This window comes from Streptosporangium vulgare, assembly GCF_042428775.1.
Taxonomy (GTDB): domain Bacteria; phylum Actinomycetota; class Actinomycetes; order Streptosporangiales; family Streptosporangiaceae; genus Streptosporangium; species Streptosporangium vulgare.
Map to the genome: position 1 here is coordinate 116757 of NZ_JBHMBS010000019.1, position 13306 is coordinate 130062.

The 13306-nt window shown below is 69.3% G+C and carries 11 protein-coding genes and 1 riboswitch; of the genes, 5 read left to right on the top strand and 6 right to left on the bottom strand.

Annotated elements, in window-relative coordinates:
- The first annotated feature begins 239 nt into the window (after positions 1-239).
- Positions 240-1829: a phosphoglycerate dehydrogenase gene (serA, locus tag ACFFRH_RS31245; protein ID WP_344749306.1), complete on the top strand. Its 1590-nt coding sequence runs from the start codon at positions 240-242 to the stop codon at positions 1827-1829.
- A 515-nt stretch (positions 1830-2344) separates the two neighbouring features.
- On the opposite strand, the gene ACFFRH_RS31250 is transcribed toward serA, so the two are convergent.
- The gene (locus tag ACFFRH_RS31250) at positions 2345-2947 is read right to left on the bottom strand and encodes a C40 family peptidase (RefSeq protein ID WP_344749307.1); all 603 of its coding nucleotides are present in this window, start codon (positions 2945-2947) and stop codon (positions 2345-2347) included.
- A riboswitch (cyclic di-AMP (ydaO/yuaA leader) is annotated at positions 2935-3168 on the bottom strand. It overlaps the preceding gene by 13 nt.
- 140 nt (positions 3169-3308) lie before the next feature.
- Between ACFFRH_RS31250 and ACFFRH_RS31255 the strand changes: the two genes are divergently transcribed.
- Both ACFFRH_RS31255 and ACFFRH_RS31260 read left to right on the top strand, forming a co-directional pair.
- Positions 3309-4355, top strand: a complete 1047-nt coding sequence (locus tag ACFFRH_RS31255) for a 3-isopropylmalate dehydrogenase (protein WP_344749308.1) — start codon at positions 3309-3311, stop codon at positions 4353-4355.
- A gap of 173 nt (positions 4356-4528) precedes the next feature.
- The gene (locus tag ACFFRH_RS31260; RefSeq protein WP_344749310.1) at positions 4529-5623 is read left to right on the top strand and encodes a branched-chain amino acid aminotransferase; all 1095 of its coding nucleotides are present in this window, start codon (positions 4529-4531) and stop codon (positions 5621-5623) included.
- A gap of 214 nt (positions 5624-5837) precedes the next feature.
- Here ACFFRH_RS31260 and ACFFRH_RS31265 read toward each other — a convergent pair whose 3' ends face one another.
- A complete protein-coding gene (locus ACFFRH_RS31265) occupies positions 5838-6428 on the bottom strand; it encodes a Uma2 family endonuclease (RefSeq protein ID WP_344749311.1) in 591 nt (196 codons plus the stop codon).
- A 102-nt stretch (positions 6429-6530) separates the two neighbouring features.
- Positions 6531-7184: an O-methyltransferase gene (locus ACFFRH_RS31270; protein ID WP_344749312.1), complete on the bottom strand. Its 654-nt coding sequence runs from the start codon at positions 7182-7184 to the stop codon at positions 6531-6533.
- A 567-nt stretch (positions 7185-7751) separates the two neighbouring features.
- Between ACFFRH_RS31270 and cimA the strand changes: the two genes are divergently transcribed.
- Positions 7752-9326, top strand: coding sequence for a citramalate synthase (cimA, locus tag ACFFRH_RS31275; RefSeq protein WP_344749313.1), 1575 nt, complete (start codon positions 7752-7754; stop codon positions 9324-9326).
- 108 nt (positions 9327-9434) lie between these two features.
- Here cimA and ACFFRH_RS31280 read toward each other — a convergent pair whose 3' ends face one another.
- On the bottom strand, positions 9435-11069 hold the full coding sequence (locus ACFFRH_RS31280) for a heparinase II/III domain-containing protein (protein WP_344749314.1): 1635 nt from the start codon (positions 11067-11069) through the stop codon (positions 9435-9437).
- Between the two features lie 378 nt (positions 11070-11447).
- Here ACFFRH_RS31280 and ACFFRH_RS31285 point away from each other — a divergent pair, with 378 nt between their 5' ends.
- Positions 11448-12044 carry an HD domain-containing protein gene (locus ACFFRH_RS31285; protein WP_344749315.1) on the top strand — a complete coding sequence of 199 codons (597 nt, stop codon included), beginning with the start codon at positions 11448-11450 and terminating at the stop codon, positions 12042-12044.
- 220 nt (positions 12045-12264) lie between these two features.
- Here the strand turns inward: ACFFRH_RS31285 and ACFFRH_RS31290 are convergent, their stop codons facing one another.
- Together ACFFRH_RS31290 and ACFFRH_RS31295 are read right to left on the bottom strand one after the other, a co-directional pair.
- Positions 12265-12663 (bottom strand): antibiotic biosynthesis monooxygenase family protein, encoded by a 399-nt coding sequence (locus tag ACFFRH_RS31290; protein ID WP_344749316.1) that lies wholly within the window; start codon positions 12661-12663, stop codon positions 12265-12267.
- 61 nt (positions 12664-12724) lie between these two features.
- Complete coding sequence (locus ACFFRH_RS31295) at positions 12725-13306, bottom strand: Asp23/Gls24 family envelope stress response protein (RefSeq protein ID WP_344749317.1); 582 nt, start codon at positions 13304-13306, stop codon at positions 12725-12727.

Here is a 13306-nt window from a genome sequence, read left to right on the forward strand (position 1 = left end):
GGTAATCGCGAAGTTTTCCTGGGATCAATACCAACTTGAATTTTAGGCGCATGAGATCTGTCAAGACGGGTAACCGTCTCCTGTGTCGCGAAGCTCCCTCGCGTCACAGAAGTCTCTTGGGAGGGTCTCCGGCGTCATGGGGGCGTCTCGGATCGCGGGACACTCGTGAACGCGTTCACAAGCGCCGATAGACTACGTGAGGTCCGTGCACCCCTCACCGTCTAGTAAGGATCCAGCCTGTGAACAAGCCCGTCGTACTGGTCGCTGAGGAACTTTCCGAGGCCGGTCTCGCGGTTCTGGGCGCGGACTTCGAAGTCCGCCACACCGACGGCGCCGACCGTGCCCAGTTCCTGCCCGCCCTCGCCGACGTGGACGCGCTCATCGTGCGCAGCGCCACGCAGGTCGACGCCGAGGCGATCGCCAACGCCCCCCGGCTCCGCGTCGTCGCCCGAGCCGGTGTCGGCCTGGACAACGTCGACGTGGAGGCCGCCACCAAGGCCGGCGTCATGGTCGTCAACGCGCCGACCTCCAACATCACCAGCGCCGCCGAGCACACCGTCGCCCTCATCCTCGCCTCCGCCCGCAACGTCGCCCAGGCGCACTCCGCGCTCAAGGGCGGCGAGTGGAAGCGCTCGAAGTACACCGGTGTGGAGCTCGACGAGAAGGTCGTCGCGATCCTCGGCCTCGGCAAGATCGGTCAGCTGGTCGCGCAGCGCCTCCAGCCGTTCGGTGTCGAGCTGATCGCCTACGACCCCTACCTGCAGCCGGCCCGCGCCGCGCAGATGGGCGTCCGGCTGGTCTCGCTGGAGGAGGCCCTGAGCGAGGCCGACTTCATCACCGTGCACCTGCCCAAGTCCAAGGAGACCATCGGTCTCATCGGTGACAGGGAGCTCCACACGGTCAAGCCGAACGTCCGCCTCATCAACGTCGCCCGCGGCGGCATCATCGACGAGAACGCCCTCTACTCCGCGATCAAGGAGGGCCGCGTCGCCGGCGCCGGCATCGACGTGTTCCCGAAGGAGCCGGTCACCGACAGCCCGCTCTTCGAGCTCGACCAGGTCGTCGTCACCCCGCACCTGGGCGCCTCCACCCACGAGGCCCAGGAGAAGGCCGGCACCCAGGTCGCGCGCAGCGTGAAGCTCGCGCTCGCCGGGGAGTTCGTGCCGGACGCGGTCAACGTCCAGGGCGGCGCCGTCGCCGAGGACGTCAAGCCGGGCCTGCCGCTCGCCGAGAAGCTCGGCCGGGTGTTCACCGCCCTCGCGGGCGAGGTCGCCACCAAGCTCGACGTCGAGGTGCGCGGCGAGATCGCCTCCCACGACGTCCGCGTGCTGGAGCTGGCCGCGCTCAAGGGCGTCTTCACCGACGTGGTCGAGGACTCGGTCACCTACGTCAACGCCCCGCTGCTGGCCAAGGACCGCGGCGTGTCGGTCGAGCTGATCACCAGCTCCGAGAGCCCCGACTGGCGCAACGTCGTGACGGTCCGCGGCGTCCTCGCCGACGGCCGCGCGGTCTCGGTCTCGGGCACCCTGTCCGGGCCGAGGCAGATCACGAAGATCGTCGAGGTCAACGGCTACCAGATGGAGATCGAGCCGACCGACCACCTGTCGTTCTTCACCTACACCGACCGGCCCGGCATCGTCGGCGTGGTCGGCCGCATCCTCGGCGACCACTCGATCAACATCGCCTCGATGCAGGTGGCCCGTGACGTCAAGGGCGGCAAGGCGCTCATCGCGCTCACCGTCGACACCGCCATCCCGGCCGAGGTGATCGACCAGATCGGCTCGGAGATCGGCGCCGACAGCGGCCGATCGGTCGACCTGGCCGACTAGCCGGAACGGCTCATGTGGCCGGCGGCCCCGGGGGCGGGGGGGGGGCCGGAGACCGGGGCGGCGGCCACATCTCGTCTCAGCATGTGAGAAGTGTGTACACCGGACGAGACGGTGTTTCCGCGGCCAGGTAGCCTGGATGAAATGCGCCAGGTTCTCGTAATTCCTACCTGCCGCGGCGAGGCCTGACAGGGGCAGGCCGGCGACTCGCCGCGGTGTCGTGGCGCGTGCCGGCTCCAAGCCCCCGCCGCCGGTCCGTGATCCGGACCCGCGACATCAGGCCTGGTCGGAGTCCCGACCGGAGTCTCGACCATCTTCCTTGCTGGCATGCGACCGAGACGAGATTCGCCATGTACGACATGTATCCCTGGAACCGTCCCGACGAGACCGAGAACGAGGCCACCGACGCGCTCCAGACCGCTCTGGACCGCAGGGACAACGGTGGTGCCCCCACCCGCTGAACCCGTTCTCGCCGCCGGGGTCTCCACGGCCTCCCGGCGGTGATCCGCCGGCGTGTCTCATCCGCCGGTCTCGGTCGCGAGCTCGACCCGCCTGGCCAGCTGAACCCCCTGCGGGTCGGGGCGCACCGCGCCTGCGAAGGAGTCGCGGCGCCAGGAGTCGAGTTTCTCCTCCTTGACCACGTCGCCGGTCCGCGGGGCGTGAACCATGTAACCGGGCTTTGTGATCATGCCTACGTGGCCGAGGCCGCTGAAGAAGACCAGGTCACCGGGCTTGAGATCCTTCCAGGCGATCTTCTTGGAGAAGGCGGCGTACTGGTCGTTGGTGACGCGGGGGAGCTTGATCCCGGCGGCGCCGTAGGCGCGGAGCATCAGGCCGGAGCAATCAAATCCGCCGTGGCCGGTGCCGCCCCAGACGTAGGGCGTTCCACGCTTGGACATGGCCCACTTCACGGCTTTCTGCCAGGCGGGCTTGACGGCCACGGCCTTCAGGGCCTCTTTCAGCGCGGGGGCGTTGAGTGCGGCGGGCCCGGGGGCGGGGGGAGGAGAGGCGGCCAGGGCGGCGGGTGAGGTCGCGCACACCGCGGCGCCGGCGACGATCATGGATGCGGAGATGGACAGGACGCGGGGGAGAACTGTGCCGGACAGGATGGTTCCTTCCATAAGGCCGGCCGGGTGAGCTGTCGGACTCGGGCGTGGAGGCCGCCCTACGGCGCGAGAACGCGCTGATTCGCCCCAAGGAATCCACCTGATGACGGCCGGGAACGGCGCTCCGGGGGAGGAGCGGGGTTCCCGGGGTCAGGTAGATCCCGTAAAGAGTGGTTCCCCGGCTCCGTACGGGCCCGGTAAGGGGAGGGCCCGTACGGATTAGGCAGTGATGTGAATGGGAGGACCATAACCAAACCTCACGAAACGGTCAATACCTAGCAAAGAAGGACAAAGTGATCAGGCGGCTCGCCGGGCGGATGCGTCCGGGGAATGAGACCGGTGTTCGATCACCGAGACGGACCGGTAAGGTGCCTGCATGGATTCGCGTAACATTCGCCTGGCGGTCATCCCCGGGGACGGAATCGGAGTCGAGGTCGTCACCGAGGGACTGAAGGTCCTCGAAGCGGTCGGCACGAAGGTGGAGACCACCACCTACGACCTCGGCGCCAAGCGCTACCACGAGACCGGCGAGACCCTGCCCGACACGGTCCTCGAAGAGCTGCGCGGATACGACGCGATCCTGCTCGGCGCGGTCGGCGACCCCAGCGTGCCCCCGGGCGTCCTGGAGCGCGACCTGCTGCTCAAGCTCCGCTTCCAGCTCGACCACTACGTGAACCTCCGGCCGGTCAAGCTCTTCCCCGGCGTCGAGACGCCGCTGGGCAAGGCCCGCCCCGAGGACATCGACATGATCGTCGTCCGTGAGGGCACCGAGGGCCCGTACGCCGGGGCGGGTGGCGTCATGCGCCGGGGCACGCCGCAGGAGATCGCCACCCAGGAGTCGCTGAACACCGCCTACGGCGTCGAGCGCGTCGTGCGCTACGCCTTCGACAAGGCGCAGGGCCGCCCCCGCAGGAAGCTGACGCTGGTCCACAAGACCAACGTGCTCACCTACGCCGGTGACCTCTGGGCCCGCACCTTCGACCGCGTCGGCCTGGAGTACCCCGACGTCCAGACCGACTACTGTCACGTCGACGCGGCCTCGATGTTCTTCGTCAGCCAGCCCGAGCGCTTCGACGTGATCGTCACCGACAACCTCTTCGGCGACATCCTCACCGACATCGGCGCGGCGATCGCCGGTGGCATCGGCCTGGCGGCCAGCGGCAACGTCAACCCCGACCGCACCGCGCCGAGCATGTTCGAGCCGGTCCACGGCAGCGCCCCCGACATCGCGGGCCAGGGCAAGGCCGACCCGACCGCCACGATCCTGTCGGTCGCCATGCTCCTCGACCACCTGGGCCTGGCCGCCGAGGCCGCCAGGGTCGAGCAGGCCGTCGCCGACGACCTGGTCGAGCGGCCGGCCGGCCGAGTCGGCCGGACCACCCGTGAGATCGGCGACGACATCACCGCCCGAGTAGCCGGCTGAGGAAGCCGCCCTCCTCGACCCCGACGCGCCCGGCGGCTCACCTGAGCCGCCAGGCGCGTTTTTGTTTCTCCAGCAGTGCCGGTTTTCGGCATGGATGGAGTAGTTTCCCGTTACCCGGTCCGACGCAGAATGGACCCAAGGGTAAGCCAGACACCAAGAGAAGGATCCGTGCGATGACCACCGCTCAGAAGCTCAGCTTCGACGTGCAGCTCTCCGACCACGCTCGCACCGCGGCAGAGCGCGAGCAGGTACTGGCGAGCCCGGGGTTCGGTCAGGTCTTCACCGACCACATGATCTCGATCGACTACACCGAGGGGCAGGGCTGGCACGACGCCAAGCTCGTGCCGTACGGCCCGCTCAGCCTCGACCCCGCGACGTCGGTCTTCCACTACGCGCAGGAGCTCTTCGAGGGGCTCAAGGCCTACCGCCAGGAGAACGGCTCGATCGTGACCTTCCGGCCGGAGGCGAACGCCGCGCGCTTCAACACCTCCGCGGCGCGGATGGCGATGCCCGAGCTGCCCGAGGAGACGTTCGTCGAGTCGCTGGAGCTGCTCGTCCAGACCGACCGGGAGTGGGTCCCGACCACGCCGGGACACAGCCTCTACCTGCGCCCCTTCATGATCGCGACGCAGCCGGCGCTCGGTGTCAACTACCCGTCCAGGACCTACAAGTACATGGTCATCGCCTCCCCGGCGGCGGCCTACTTCGGCGGGGGAAAGGCCGTCACGGTCTGGCTCTCCACCGAGTACACCCGCGCGGCCCCCGGCGGCACCGGCTTCGCCAAGTGCGGCGGCAACTACGCGGCGGCCTTCGTGGCCCAGCGCCAGGCCGTCGAGCAGGGCTGTGACCAGGTGGTCTGGCTCGACGCGGGCGAGCACCGCTACGTCGAGGAGATGGGCGGGATGAACCTGTTCTTCGTCTACGGTGACCGCCTGCTCACCCCCGCGCTCACCGGAACGCTCCTGCCCGGCATCACCCGCGACTCGATCCTCTCCTTCGCCTCCGATCTCGGCCTCCACACCGAGGAGGGGCGCCTGTCGGTCGAGGAGTGGCAGCGGGGCTGCGAGACGGGCGAGCTCACCGAGGTCTTCGCCTGTGGCACCGCCGCGGTGGTCACCCCGGTCGGCTCGGTCAAGGGCGCCGACCGCGCCTGGACGATCGGCGACGGCACCCAGGGCCCCGTCACCTCGAAGATCCGCGAGGAACTCGTGGGCATCCAGTACGGGTCCCGTCCCGACCCGCACAGCTGGGTTCACAAGATCTGCTAGTCCCGTACGAGGAAGATCCGCAGGGGACCGGTCGGCCGAGGTGTCCACCGGTCCCGTACGGGGGAGCCTGCGGGGCCGGTCGGCCGAGGTGTCCACCAGCCCCCGTACGGGGGCCCGCGGCGAGGTCCGCGGGGGCCGGTCGGCCGAAGGGGGCACCGGTCCCGCGCGGAGAAGACCCGGCCGCCCACCCGGGCGGGCCTCCTGCCGGGCGGATCTAACCTTCGACCAGCTTGCCGGTGTCGATCGTGAGGTCCCAGGGCGCGGGGAGCTCAAGTGGCTCTCCGAGGATCACCTGGTGTTGCTGCTGGTATCCACGCTCTCCGGGATGACTGAGCAGCCGGGCGAGATTCTGGGTGGCGTCGATCACCAGATAGAGCGGGACACCCGCGATCGCGCAGTTCTCGGGCTTGGTGACATGGTCGTCGTCGCGGCTGCTGGGGGAGACCACCTCCACGACGAGCAGCGTTTCCTCGGCGTAGACGTTCTCGTCGTCCCACATGCGGGGAAATTTCGGCACGACGAGGAGATCGGGCCGATAGTGGTCTTTCTGAACCCCCAGGAAGAGCTTGACGTCGTATACGGGGTGCCAGCCCTGCGCCGTGGCGAACGGGATGAGCTGGATCAGCAACTGCAGGATGACCTTGGCGTGGTTGAGCGTGGGCAACTCCCTCACCACGATCCGGCCGTTGATGAGCTCGACCTTGCGGTCGGGCCACTGATCGCAGGTCTTCTGGTAGTGCCGTTCGAGCTCCTGGTGGTTGGTGGACATGGGCTTCGCCTCGCGACGGTCCAGGGTCTTGGCCATGAGGTCATCCTTCCCTCCGCGCGGGTGAGCGCAACGCGTTTTCCACGTCACCCAAAGTAATCGTAAAGATTTCTCCGTGTCCGCGATTCGGGAAAGTTCTCGTCAGTGCTTTCGAATCATGGTGAGGCCGTCGGCGATGGGGAGCATGATCGAGGTGACCCGCTCGTCGGCGCTGACCATGTCGTTGAACTCGCGGATGTGCCTGACGGTCTCGTCGTCCCTGCTGGGGTCGGCGACGTGGCCGCTCCACAGGGTGTTGTCGACGAGGATCACCCCGCCGGGGGCCAGGCGGGACATGAGGATCTCGTAGTAGACGGGATAGTTGACCTTGTCGGCGTCGATGAACGCCAGGTCGATGGCCGGGTGTTCGGGAAGCTCGCGCAGCCGCTCGGCCGCGGGGCCGATCCTCAGCTCGATGCGGTCGGCGACCCGTGCCTTGTCCCAGTAACTCCGGGCGATCGCCGTCCACTCCTCGCTCACGTCGAAGCAGGTGAGCCCGCCGCCGGGGGCGAGCCCGCGGGCGAGGCAGATGGAGGAGTATCCGGTGAAGGTACCCACCTCCACCGCGTTCCTGGCGCCGCCGAGCTGGGCGATCATGGTGAGGAAGCGCCCCTGGTCGGGGGAGATCTGCATCGACGCGCTGTTGCCGGTCAGCTCGCGGGTCTCGAGGGCGAGCGCGTCGAGGACGTCGTCGGGCTGGGTGGTGTGCGCGAGCAGATACTGCCCCACGGTTGGGTCGAGATAAGTCGCCTTCATAGGGCCCATTCTCGCCCGTGCGGGAGGGCGGCGGGGGCGATTCCGGAGCGTGTCCGGGCACGTCCGGGCACCTCCGGGCTCTGTGCGGGCTCGGTTCGGGTCCTGTCTGTGGCCCGTACGGGCGCCGTTCAGGTCCTGTCGGGGGCCTGTCCGGGCTCGGTTCGGGTCACGTCTGTGGCCTGTGCGGGCGCCGTTCAGGTCCTGCCCGGGCCGTGTACCGCTCGTGCGCGGCTCGTTCTGGTCCGTGCCCGAAGACCCGCCCAGGGGCCTGTCCGGGCCCTGTCCGGACAGGCCCCCGGGCCGCTTCCCGGGCCGCTTCCCGGGCCGGTGGCCGGGCCGTGCCGACACGTCGAGGGTCTCGGATCCTGAGATCGATGTGTCAGATGGTGTCGGCGTATGGCAGACTCCGAAGCATCATGTTCTACGGTCTGCTCATTATCGGCAGGCGCGCTGGCTGAAAAGGGACACCGCCAGCGCGCAGACCTCTCACGTCCGTGAGGGGTCATTTTTGTTTCCAGAAGCCGGATGAGCGCGCGGCGAATCATCGAACCCGCGAAGGAGAACGACATGGCCGACGATCGCTTCCACGTGTACGACACGACTCTCCGTGACGGTGCCCAGCAGGAGGGGCTCAACCTCACGGTGGCCGACAAGCTGACCGTCGCGCGTCATCTGGACAGCCTGGGCGTCGGCTTCATCGAGGGAGGCTGGCCCGGCGCCAATCCCAAGGACACGGAATTCTTCAGGCGCGCTCAAACAGAGCTCGACCTGAAGCACGCGCAGCTCGCCGCGTTCGGCGCGACCCGCCGGGCAGGTGTGAAGGCGGCCGACGACCCGTTGGTGGCCGCGCTGCGCGAATCCGGCGCGCCGGTCGTGACCCTTGTCGCCAAGAGTCACGACCGGCACGTGGAGCTGGCCCTCCGCACGACCCTCCAGGAGAACCTCGCGATGATCCGCGACACGGTCTCCCACCTTCGTGCGGAGGGACAGAGGGTCTTCCTCGACGCCGAGCACTTCTTCGACGGCTACAGGTCCAACCCGGACTACGCGCTGGAGGTGCTGCGCACCGCCGCCGAGGCGGGAGCCTCGGTCATCGCGCTGTGCGACACCAACGGGGGCATGCTCCCCGACGAGCTTGCCGAGGTCGTGCACGCGGCCGTCGGGACCTCGGCCAGGATCGGCATCCACTGCCACGACGACACCGGCTGCGCGGTCGCCAACTCCCTGGCCGCGGTGAAGGCCGGCGCCACCCACGTGCAGGGTTGCGCCAACGGCTACGGCGAGCGCTCGGGCAACGCCAACCTGTTCACCGTGGTGGCCAACCTGCAGCTCAAGCGGGGATTCGACCTCGTGCCGACGGAGGCGCTGGCCGACATGACCAGGATCGCCCACGCGATCACCGAGGTCACCAACGTCACCCCCAACTCCCACGCCCCTTACGTGGGCGTCTCCGCCTTCGCGCACAAGGCCGGGCTCCACGCCAGCGCGATCAAGGTCGATCCCAACCTCTACCAGCACATCGACCCCGCCGAGGTCGGCAACGACATGCGCATGCTCGTCTCCGACATGGCCGGACGCGCCTCGGTGGAGCTCAAGGGCCGCGAGCTGGGCTACGAGCTGGCCTCCGACACCTCGCGGGAGCTGGTGAACCGGGTCAAGGAGCTGGAGTCGAAGGGCTACACCTTCGAGGCCGCCGACGCCTCCTTCGAGCTGCTGCTCCGCGACACCGTCGCGGGCGAGCGCAGGCGTCACTTCCAGGTCGAGTCCTGGAGGGTGATCGTCGAGCAGGCCCGGGGCGGCGAGGTCGTCAGCGAGGCCACCGTGAAGCTGCACGCCAAGGGGGAGCGGATCGTCGCCACCGGTGAGGGCAACGGCCCGGTCAACGCCCTCGACCGGGCCGTACGGCTGGGGCTGGAGCGGCTCTACCCCGAGCTGGCGGCGGTCGAGCTGATCGACTTCAAGGTGCGCATCCTGGAGGGTACGCACGGCACCGACGCCGTCACGCGCGTGCTGATCACCTCCAGCGACGCGGCCGGGGAGTGGTCCACGGTCGGTGTCGACGAGAACATCATCGAGGCCTCCTGGCAGGCGCTGGAGCAGGCCGTCACCTACGGTCTGCTGCGCGCGGGCCACACAGCCTGACCCACCTGCCCCGGCCCGTGTCGTCGGGCTCACCGGCCGTTTCCCGGCCAGAAAGCACCGGGAAACGGCCGGAGAGCGCCGTCGGCGAGAGCCGGCTGACGAGGCCCGTCAGGAGAGGTCGGCGCCGCTGACGCGGAAGCTCACCTGGCCCTCGGAGGTCTCCAGGCTGACCTTGCCGCCGGAGCAGGAGAGCGACGGCTTCCCGCTGCCGGGCACCACCACGGTCAGCACCGGGTCGCCCGAGGCGGGGGAGACGACCGCGGGGGCGGGGTGTCTCTGCAGGTAGGCGGAGGAGACCCAGCCCTGGTACGGGTCCTTCTGGCCGCGGACCACCTTCAGCCCGGCGACCGGCCGGCAGGACGGCATCGAGACCTGGACGAGCGTCGCCTTCCAGCCCGTCTTGTCCTTCACCACGACCTGGCCGCCGCCGCTGGAGACGGTGGACAGGTCACGGGAGAAGTGCCAGACGTTGCGGACCTTCGAGCCCTTGGGGACCGTGTCCAGCACGGCCATCACGTCCTGGCGGTGGTTGACGAGCACCGAGCGGGTCCTGGGCACGCCGTACGCCCTGTCGGTCAGCCGGTAGCTCTGCCGGTCCTGGCCGATCGAGGATTTGCCGAGCGCGGTGGCGGTCTTGCCGCGGAACCTCGCCCCGGCCACCATCGACGTGTTGTGCGCCTCGGGGGAGATCGTCCAGTTGCGGTAGCCGCTGTTCTCGTACGAGTCGAAGCCGGCGTCGACCAGGACGTCCCGGCCCTGGGCGTAGTAGGTCACGCCCAGGTGGTCCTCGTGGCCGTGGTACTTCATGCCGGGCCCGAAGCGGATGGAGTAGAACGCCGACTCGGGCTTGTCCCAGGCGGTGCGCCCGTAGACGTAGCCGCCGCCGAACACCCGTACGGTCTGCTTCGGGTGGCTGTAGCCGACCGGCCGCACGTCCGCGCCGCCGTCGCCGATCGGGACCATGAACCCGTCGGGCTGGGTGGAGTGGGCGATGAAGTCCTCCAGCGACTCCCAGCGCCGGGAGATGTCGCCGGGCACCTGGCGCTTGCACGCCCTGATGTTGTCCATCGCGACCTTCAGGCGGTCGTGGACGTAGAGCGCGTAGCGCGGGGCCTGCTCGCGCAGCACCCCCTGGGAGTCGACGTCGAGCTTCACGGTCTCGGTGAGCCGCCTGATCGCGAGGCTGGACCACTGGTCGCGGCCGTAGCGGCAGCCGATGCCGAGCAGCGCGATGTCCTGGTCGATGCCGTGGTTGTGGCCCTTCTCGTACAACCTCGGGTCGGAGAGCATCTTCGCGTGCTCGGCCAGGCTGCCGGAGAGCCACGAGCCGCTGACGTGCTTGCTGAGGCAGACCAGCGCGGGAGCGCGCAGCGCGATCGGGTGCTCCTGCCAGGCGTACGGGCTGGTCTTCGCGCCACCGCGGGGGTTGTCGGCCACCCAGTCCTTGGCGATCTCGACGGCCCGCGCCAGGTACGCCTCGTTGCCGTTCGTCTCGTAGTCGGCGACGAGACGGCCCATCCAGCGCAGCGAGTGGAAGACCATGCTCCACGAGCGGTTCCGGTAGGGGTCGGTGCGCCAGTTGACGTCCTTGCCGACCTTCACCGGGGCGAGGTCGAGGAAGTCGACCTCGCCGTTCATGATGTCCGTCGCCGTCGGCGTGGCGGGCAGCCAGTCGCCCTGGCACTCGGCGGTGCGTTTCGCCTCCCTCGCCTCCGCGGTACCGACGGTGACGCCGCAGGTCATCAAGAGGATGATGCAGAGAGAGAGTGCTTTTGTGCGGCGGCGCACGCCAGTTCCTTCCGGGCCGAACGAGGGGGGGCGGATCATGCTGTCCGAATCCCACCAAACCGGTCAAGCTGGGGTGGTCCCTTCTGAAACATCGTTAGCAACTAGATGCGGGCCTCCCAGTTTCCTCACAGCGTTCACAGCTTTCGCGGGGAGCTCAGGGGTCCCGGAGGCTCCAGAGGTCACAGGGCGCACGGCGTTCCCGCCGCTCTCACCGTCCCGTGTTCCTCCCGTACGCCGGGGAGCACTCGCCCCTCCCGCCCGTGGCGCGATTTCGTCGATCGATGTCTCTCCTGCCACTCGCGGACGCCGCCGCGTTTCGGCAGGCTGGACGGCATGAGATTCGCCGACATCGTCATCCCCGACACCCCGGCCGCCCGAGGCGCGCTGGAGGTGGCGACCGCCTACTGCTCGCCCGCCCTGCTCAATCACTCCGTCCGCGCCTACCTGTTCGCGGCGGCCTACGGAGCGATGAACGGTGTCGCCTTCGACGACGAGTTGCTGTACGTCGCGTCGATGATGCACGACTTCGGCCTGGTCAAGGAGTTCGACAGCCACACCGTGCCGTTCGAGGAGGCGGGCGGCCACGTCGCGTGGGTCTTCGCCGCCGGGGCCGGGTGGCCCGTCGAGCGCCGCGTGCGCGCGTCGGAGATCGTCGTGCACCACATGTGGGAAAAGGTCGATCCCGAGGAGGACCCGGAGGGGTATCTGCTCGAACTGTCCACCGCGCTCGACATCTCCGGGCGGCGGCCGGAGGACTTCCCGGCGGAGCTCCGCGCCGAGGTGCTGCGGCGCTACCCCCGGCTTGGGATCGGCCCGGAGTTCACCGCGTGCTTCGTCGACCAGGCCACACGCAAGCCGGACAGCCTGGCCGGACGGTTCGTCCGTGCGGGGGCCGCCGAGCGCATCGCCGCCAACCCCCTGGACCGCTGAGAGCTTCCAGGCAGGAGCCGGACCTCCTGGCACGCTCGAGGCTCCCCGCCGCCGGTAGCCCGGTCTCCTGAGCGCTGAGGACTTCCCGCCGGTGGCCGAGTCCCCTTGAGGGTCTCCGGCCGGGAGCCAGGTTCTCTGGAACGCCTGAGGCTCCCGCCGGTAGCCCCGGTCCCTGGACCGATGAAGGCTTCCCGCCGGGAGTTCGGCCTCTCGCCGCCGGTCAGGCTCCCGGTGCGGGACCGGTGCTCTGGACGACCTCGAAGGACCACAGCTCGGCCCCGGTGGCGGCGGGCCCCTGCCCGTGGCCGTGCCCCTGCCCCTGGGCCGGGCCCTGTCCCTGTTCCTGGCCGTGCCCGTGGCCCTGGCCGGCCTCGGCGGCGGCCTGGGCGTGGCCCCGCTGGAACGCCTGGCTCTCGGTCCAGCGCTTGAAGTCCTCCTCGGAACGCCAGCGGGTGTAGACCAGGTACCGGTCGGTGCCGTCCACGGGGCGGAGCAGCTCGAACCACTCGAACCCGTCCGCGGACTCGACGATCCCCGCCCGGCTGGAGAAACGGCGTTCCAGCTCCTCGCGCATCTCCCCGGACACCGTCAGCGCGTTTATCTTCACGACCGAAGGCACATCGTCTCCTCGAAGCGTTGGTTTCCCTGATCACCCTATGATCGGCGCTCCGTCACGCGGGTCAGGCGACGGTCCTCGGGCGGCGTGGCGCGTTCTCCAGGCTCACCCGGGCGACGGCGGGCACGCGCTCGGCCTCCAGGGCCTGGCGCATGTGCGGGATGACCACCCCGCACAGCTGCTCGCGGACCGCGCTCATCGGCGCGTCCTCGGCGACCACCACCTTCATCCGTACGGCCGGGTGCGCGCTCGTGCCGATCATGTCGGCGGTGGCGTTGATGATCGCGGGGTGCGTGCCCGCCTCGGCGGCCGCCGCGTCGGTGACGCTGCCCGTGTCGACCTCGGTGACCCCGTCGGGGCCGCTGTCCAGGCGCATGCCGCCCAGCCTCCCGCGACGTGCCTGGGTCAGCAGCCAGCGCAGGCCGAACAACGCGAGCACGATGCCCGCCGCCGCGATCACCCACCACAGCCACGGGTCGTAGGTGGCGAACGGCTGGCGTACCGAGCCGTCCACGAGAGGGCTGCGCGCCGGTGCCTGCGGGAACGCCCCCGCGCCGCGTGCGATCGTCAGGGCGCTGAGGATCATCAGCACCAGTCCCACGATGAGCAACCCCAGCCGGTTGCCCCGGGCGGTCTTGTCGTCCAT

What these genes read in the sequence shown, in the direction of transcription:
- ACFFRH_RS31250 (WP_344749307.1), bottom strand. Translation starts at nt 2,947, where the DNA reads ATGGAAGGAACCATCCTGTCCGGCACAGTTCTCCCCCGCGTCCTGTCC.
- ACFFRH_RS31255 (WP_344749308.1), top strand. Translation starts at nt 3,309, where the DNA reads ATGGATTCGCGTAACATTCGCCTGGCGGTCATCCCCGGGGACGGAATC.
- ACFFRH_RS31260 (WP_344749310.1), top strand. Translation starts at nt 4,529, where the DNA reads ATGACCACCGCTCAGAAGCTCAGCTTCGACGTGCAGCTCTCCGACCAC.
- ACFFRH_RS31265 (WP_344749311.1), bottom strand. Translation starts at nt 6,428, where the DNA reads ATGGCCAAGACCCTGGACCGTCGCGAGGCGAAGCCCATGTCCACCAAC.
- ACFFRH_RS31270 (WP_344749312.1), bottom strand. Translation starts at nt 7,184, where the DNA reads ATGAAGGCGACTTATCTCGACCCAACCGTGGGGCAGTATCTGCTCGCG.
- cimA (WP_344749313.1), top strand. Translation starts at nt 7,752, where the DNA reads ATGGCCGACGATCGCTTCCACGTGTACGACACGACTCTCCGTGACGGT.
- ACFFRH_RS31280 (WP_344749314.1), bottom strand. Translation starts at nt 11,069, where the DNA reads ATGACCTGCGGCGTCACCGTCGGTACCGCGGAGGCGAGGGAGGCGAAA.
- ACFFRH_RS31285 (WP_344749315.1), top strand. Translation starts at nt 11,448, where the DNA reads ATGAGATTCGCCGACATCGTCATCCCCGACACCCCGGCCGCCCGAGGC.
- ACFFRH_RS31295 (WP_344749317.1), bottom strand. Translation starts at nt 13,306, where the DNA reads ATGGACGACAAGACCGCCCGGGGCAACCGGCTGGGGTTGCTCATCGTG.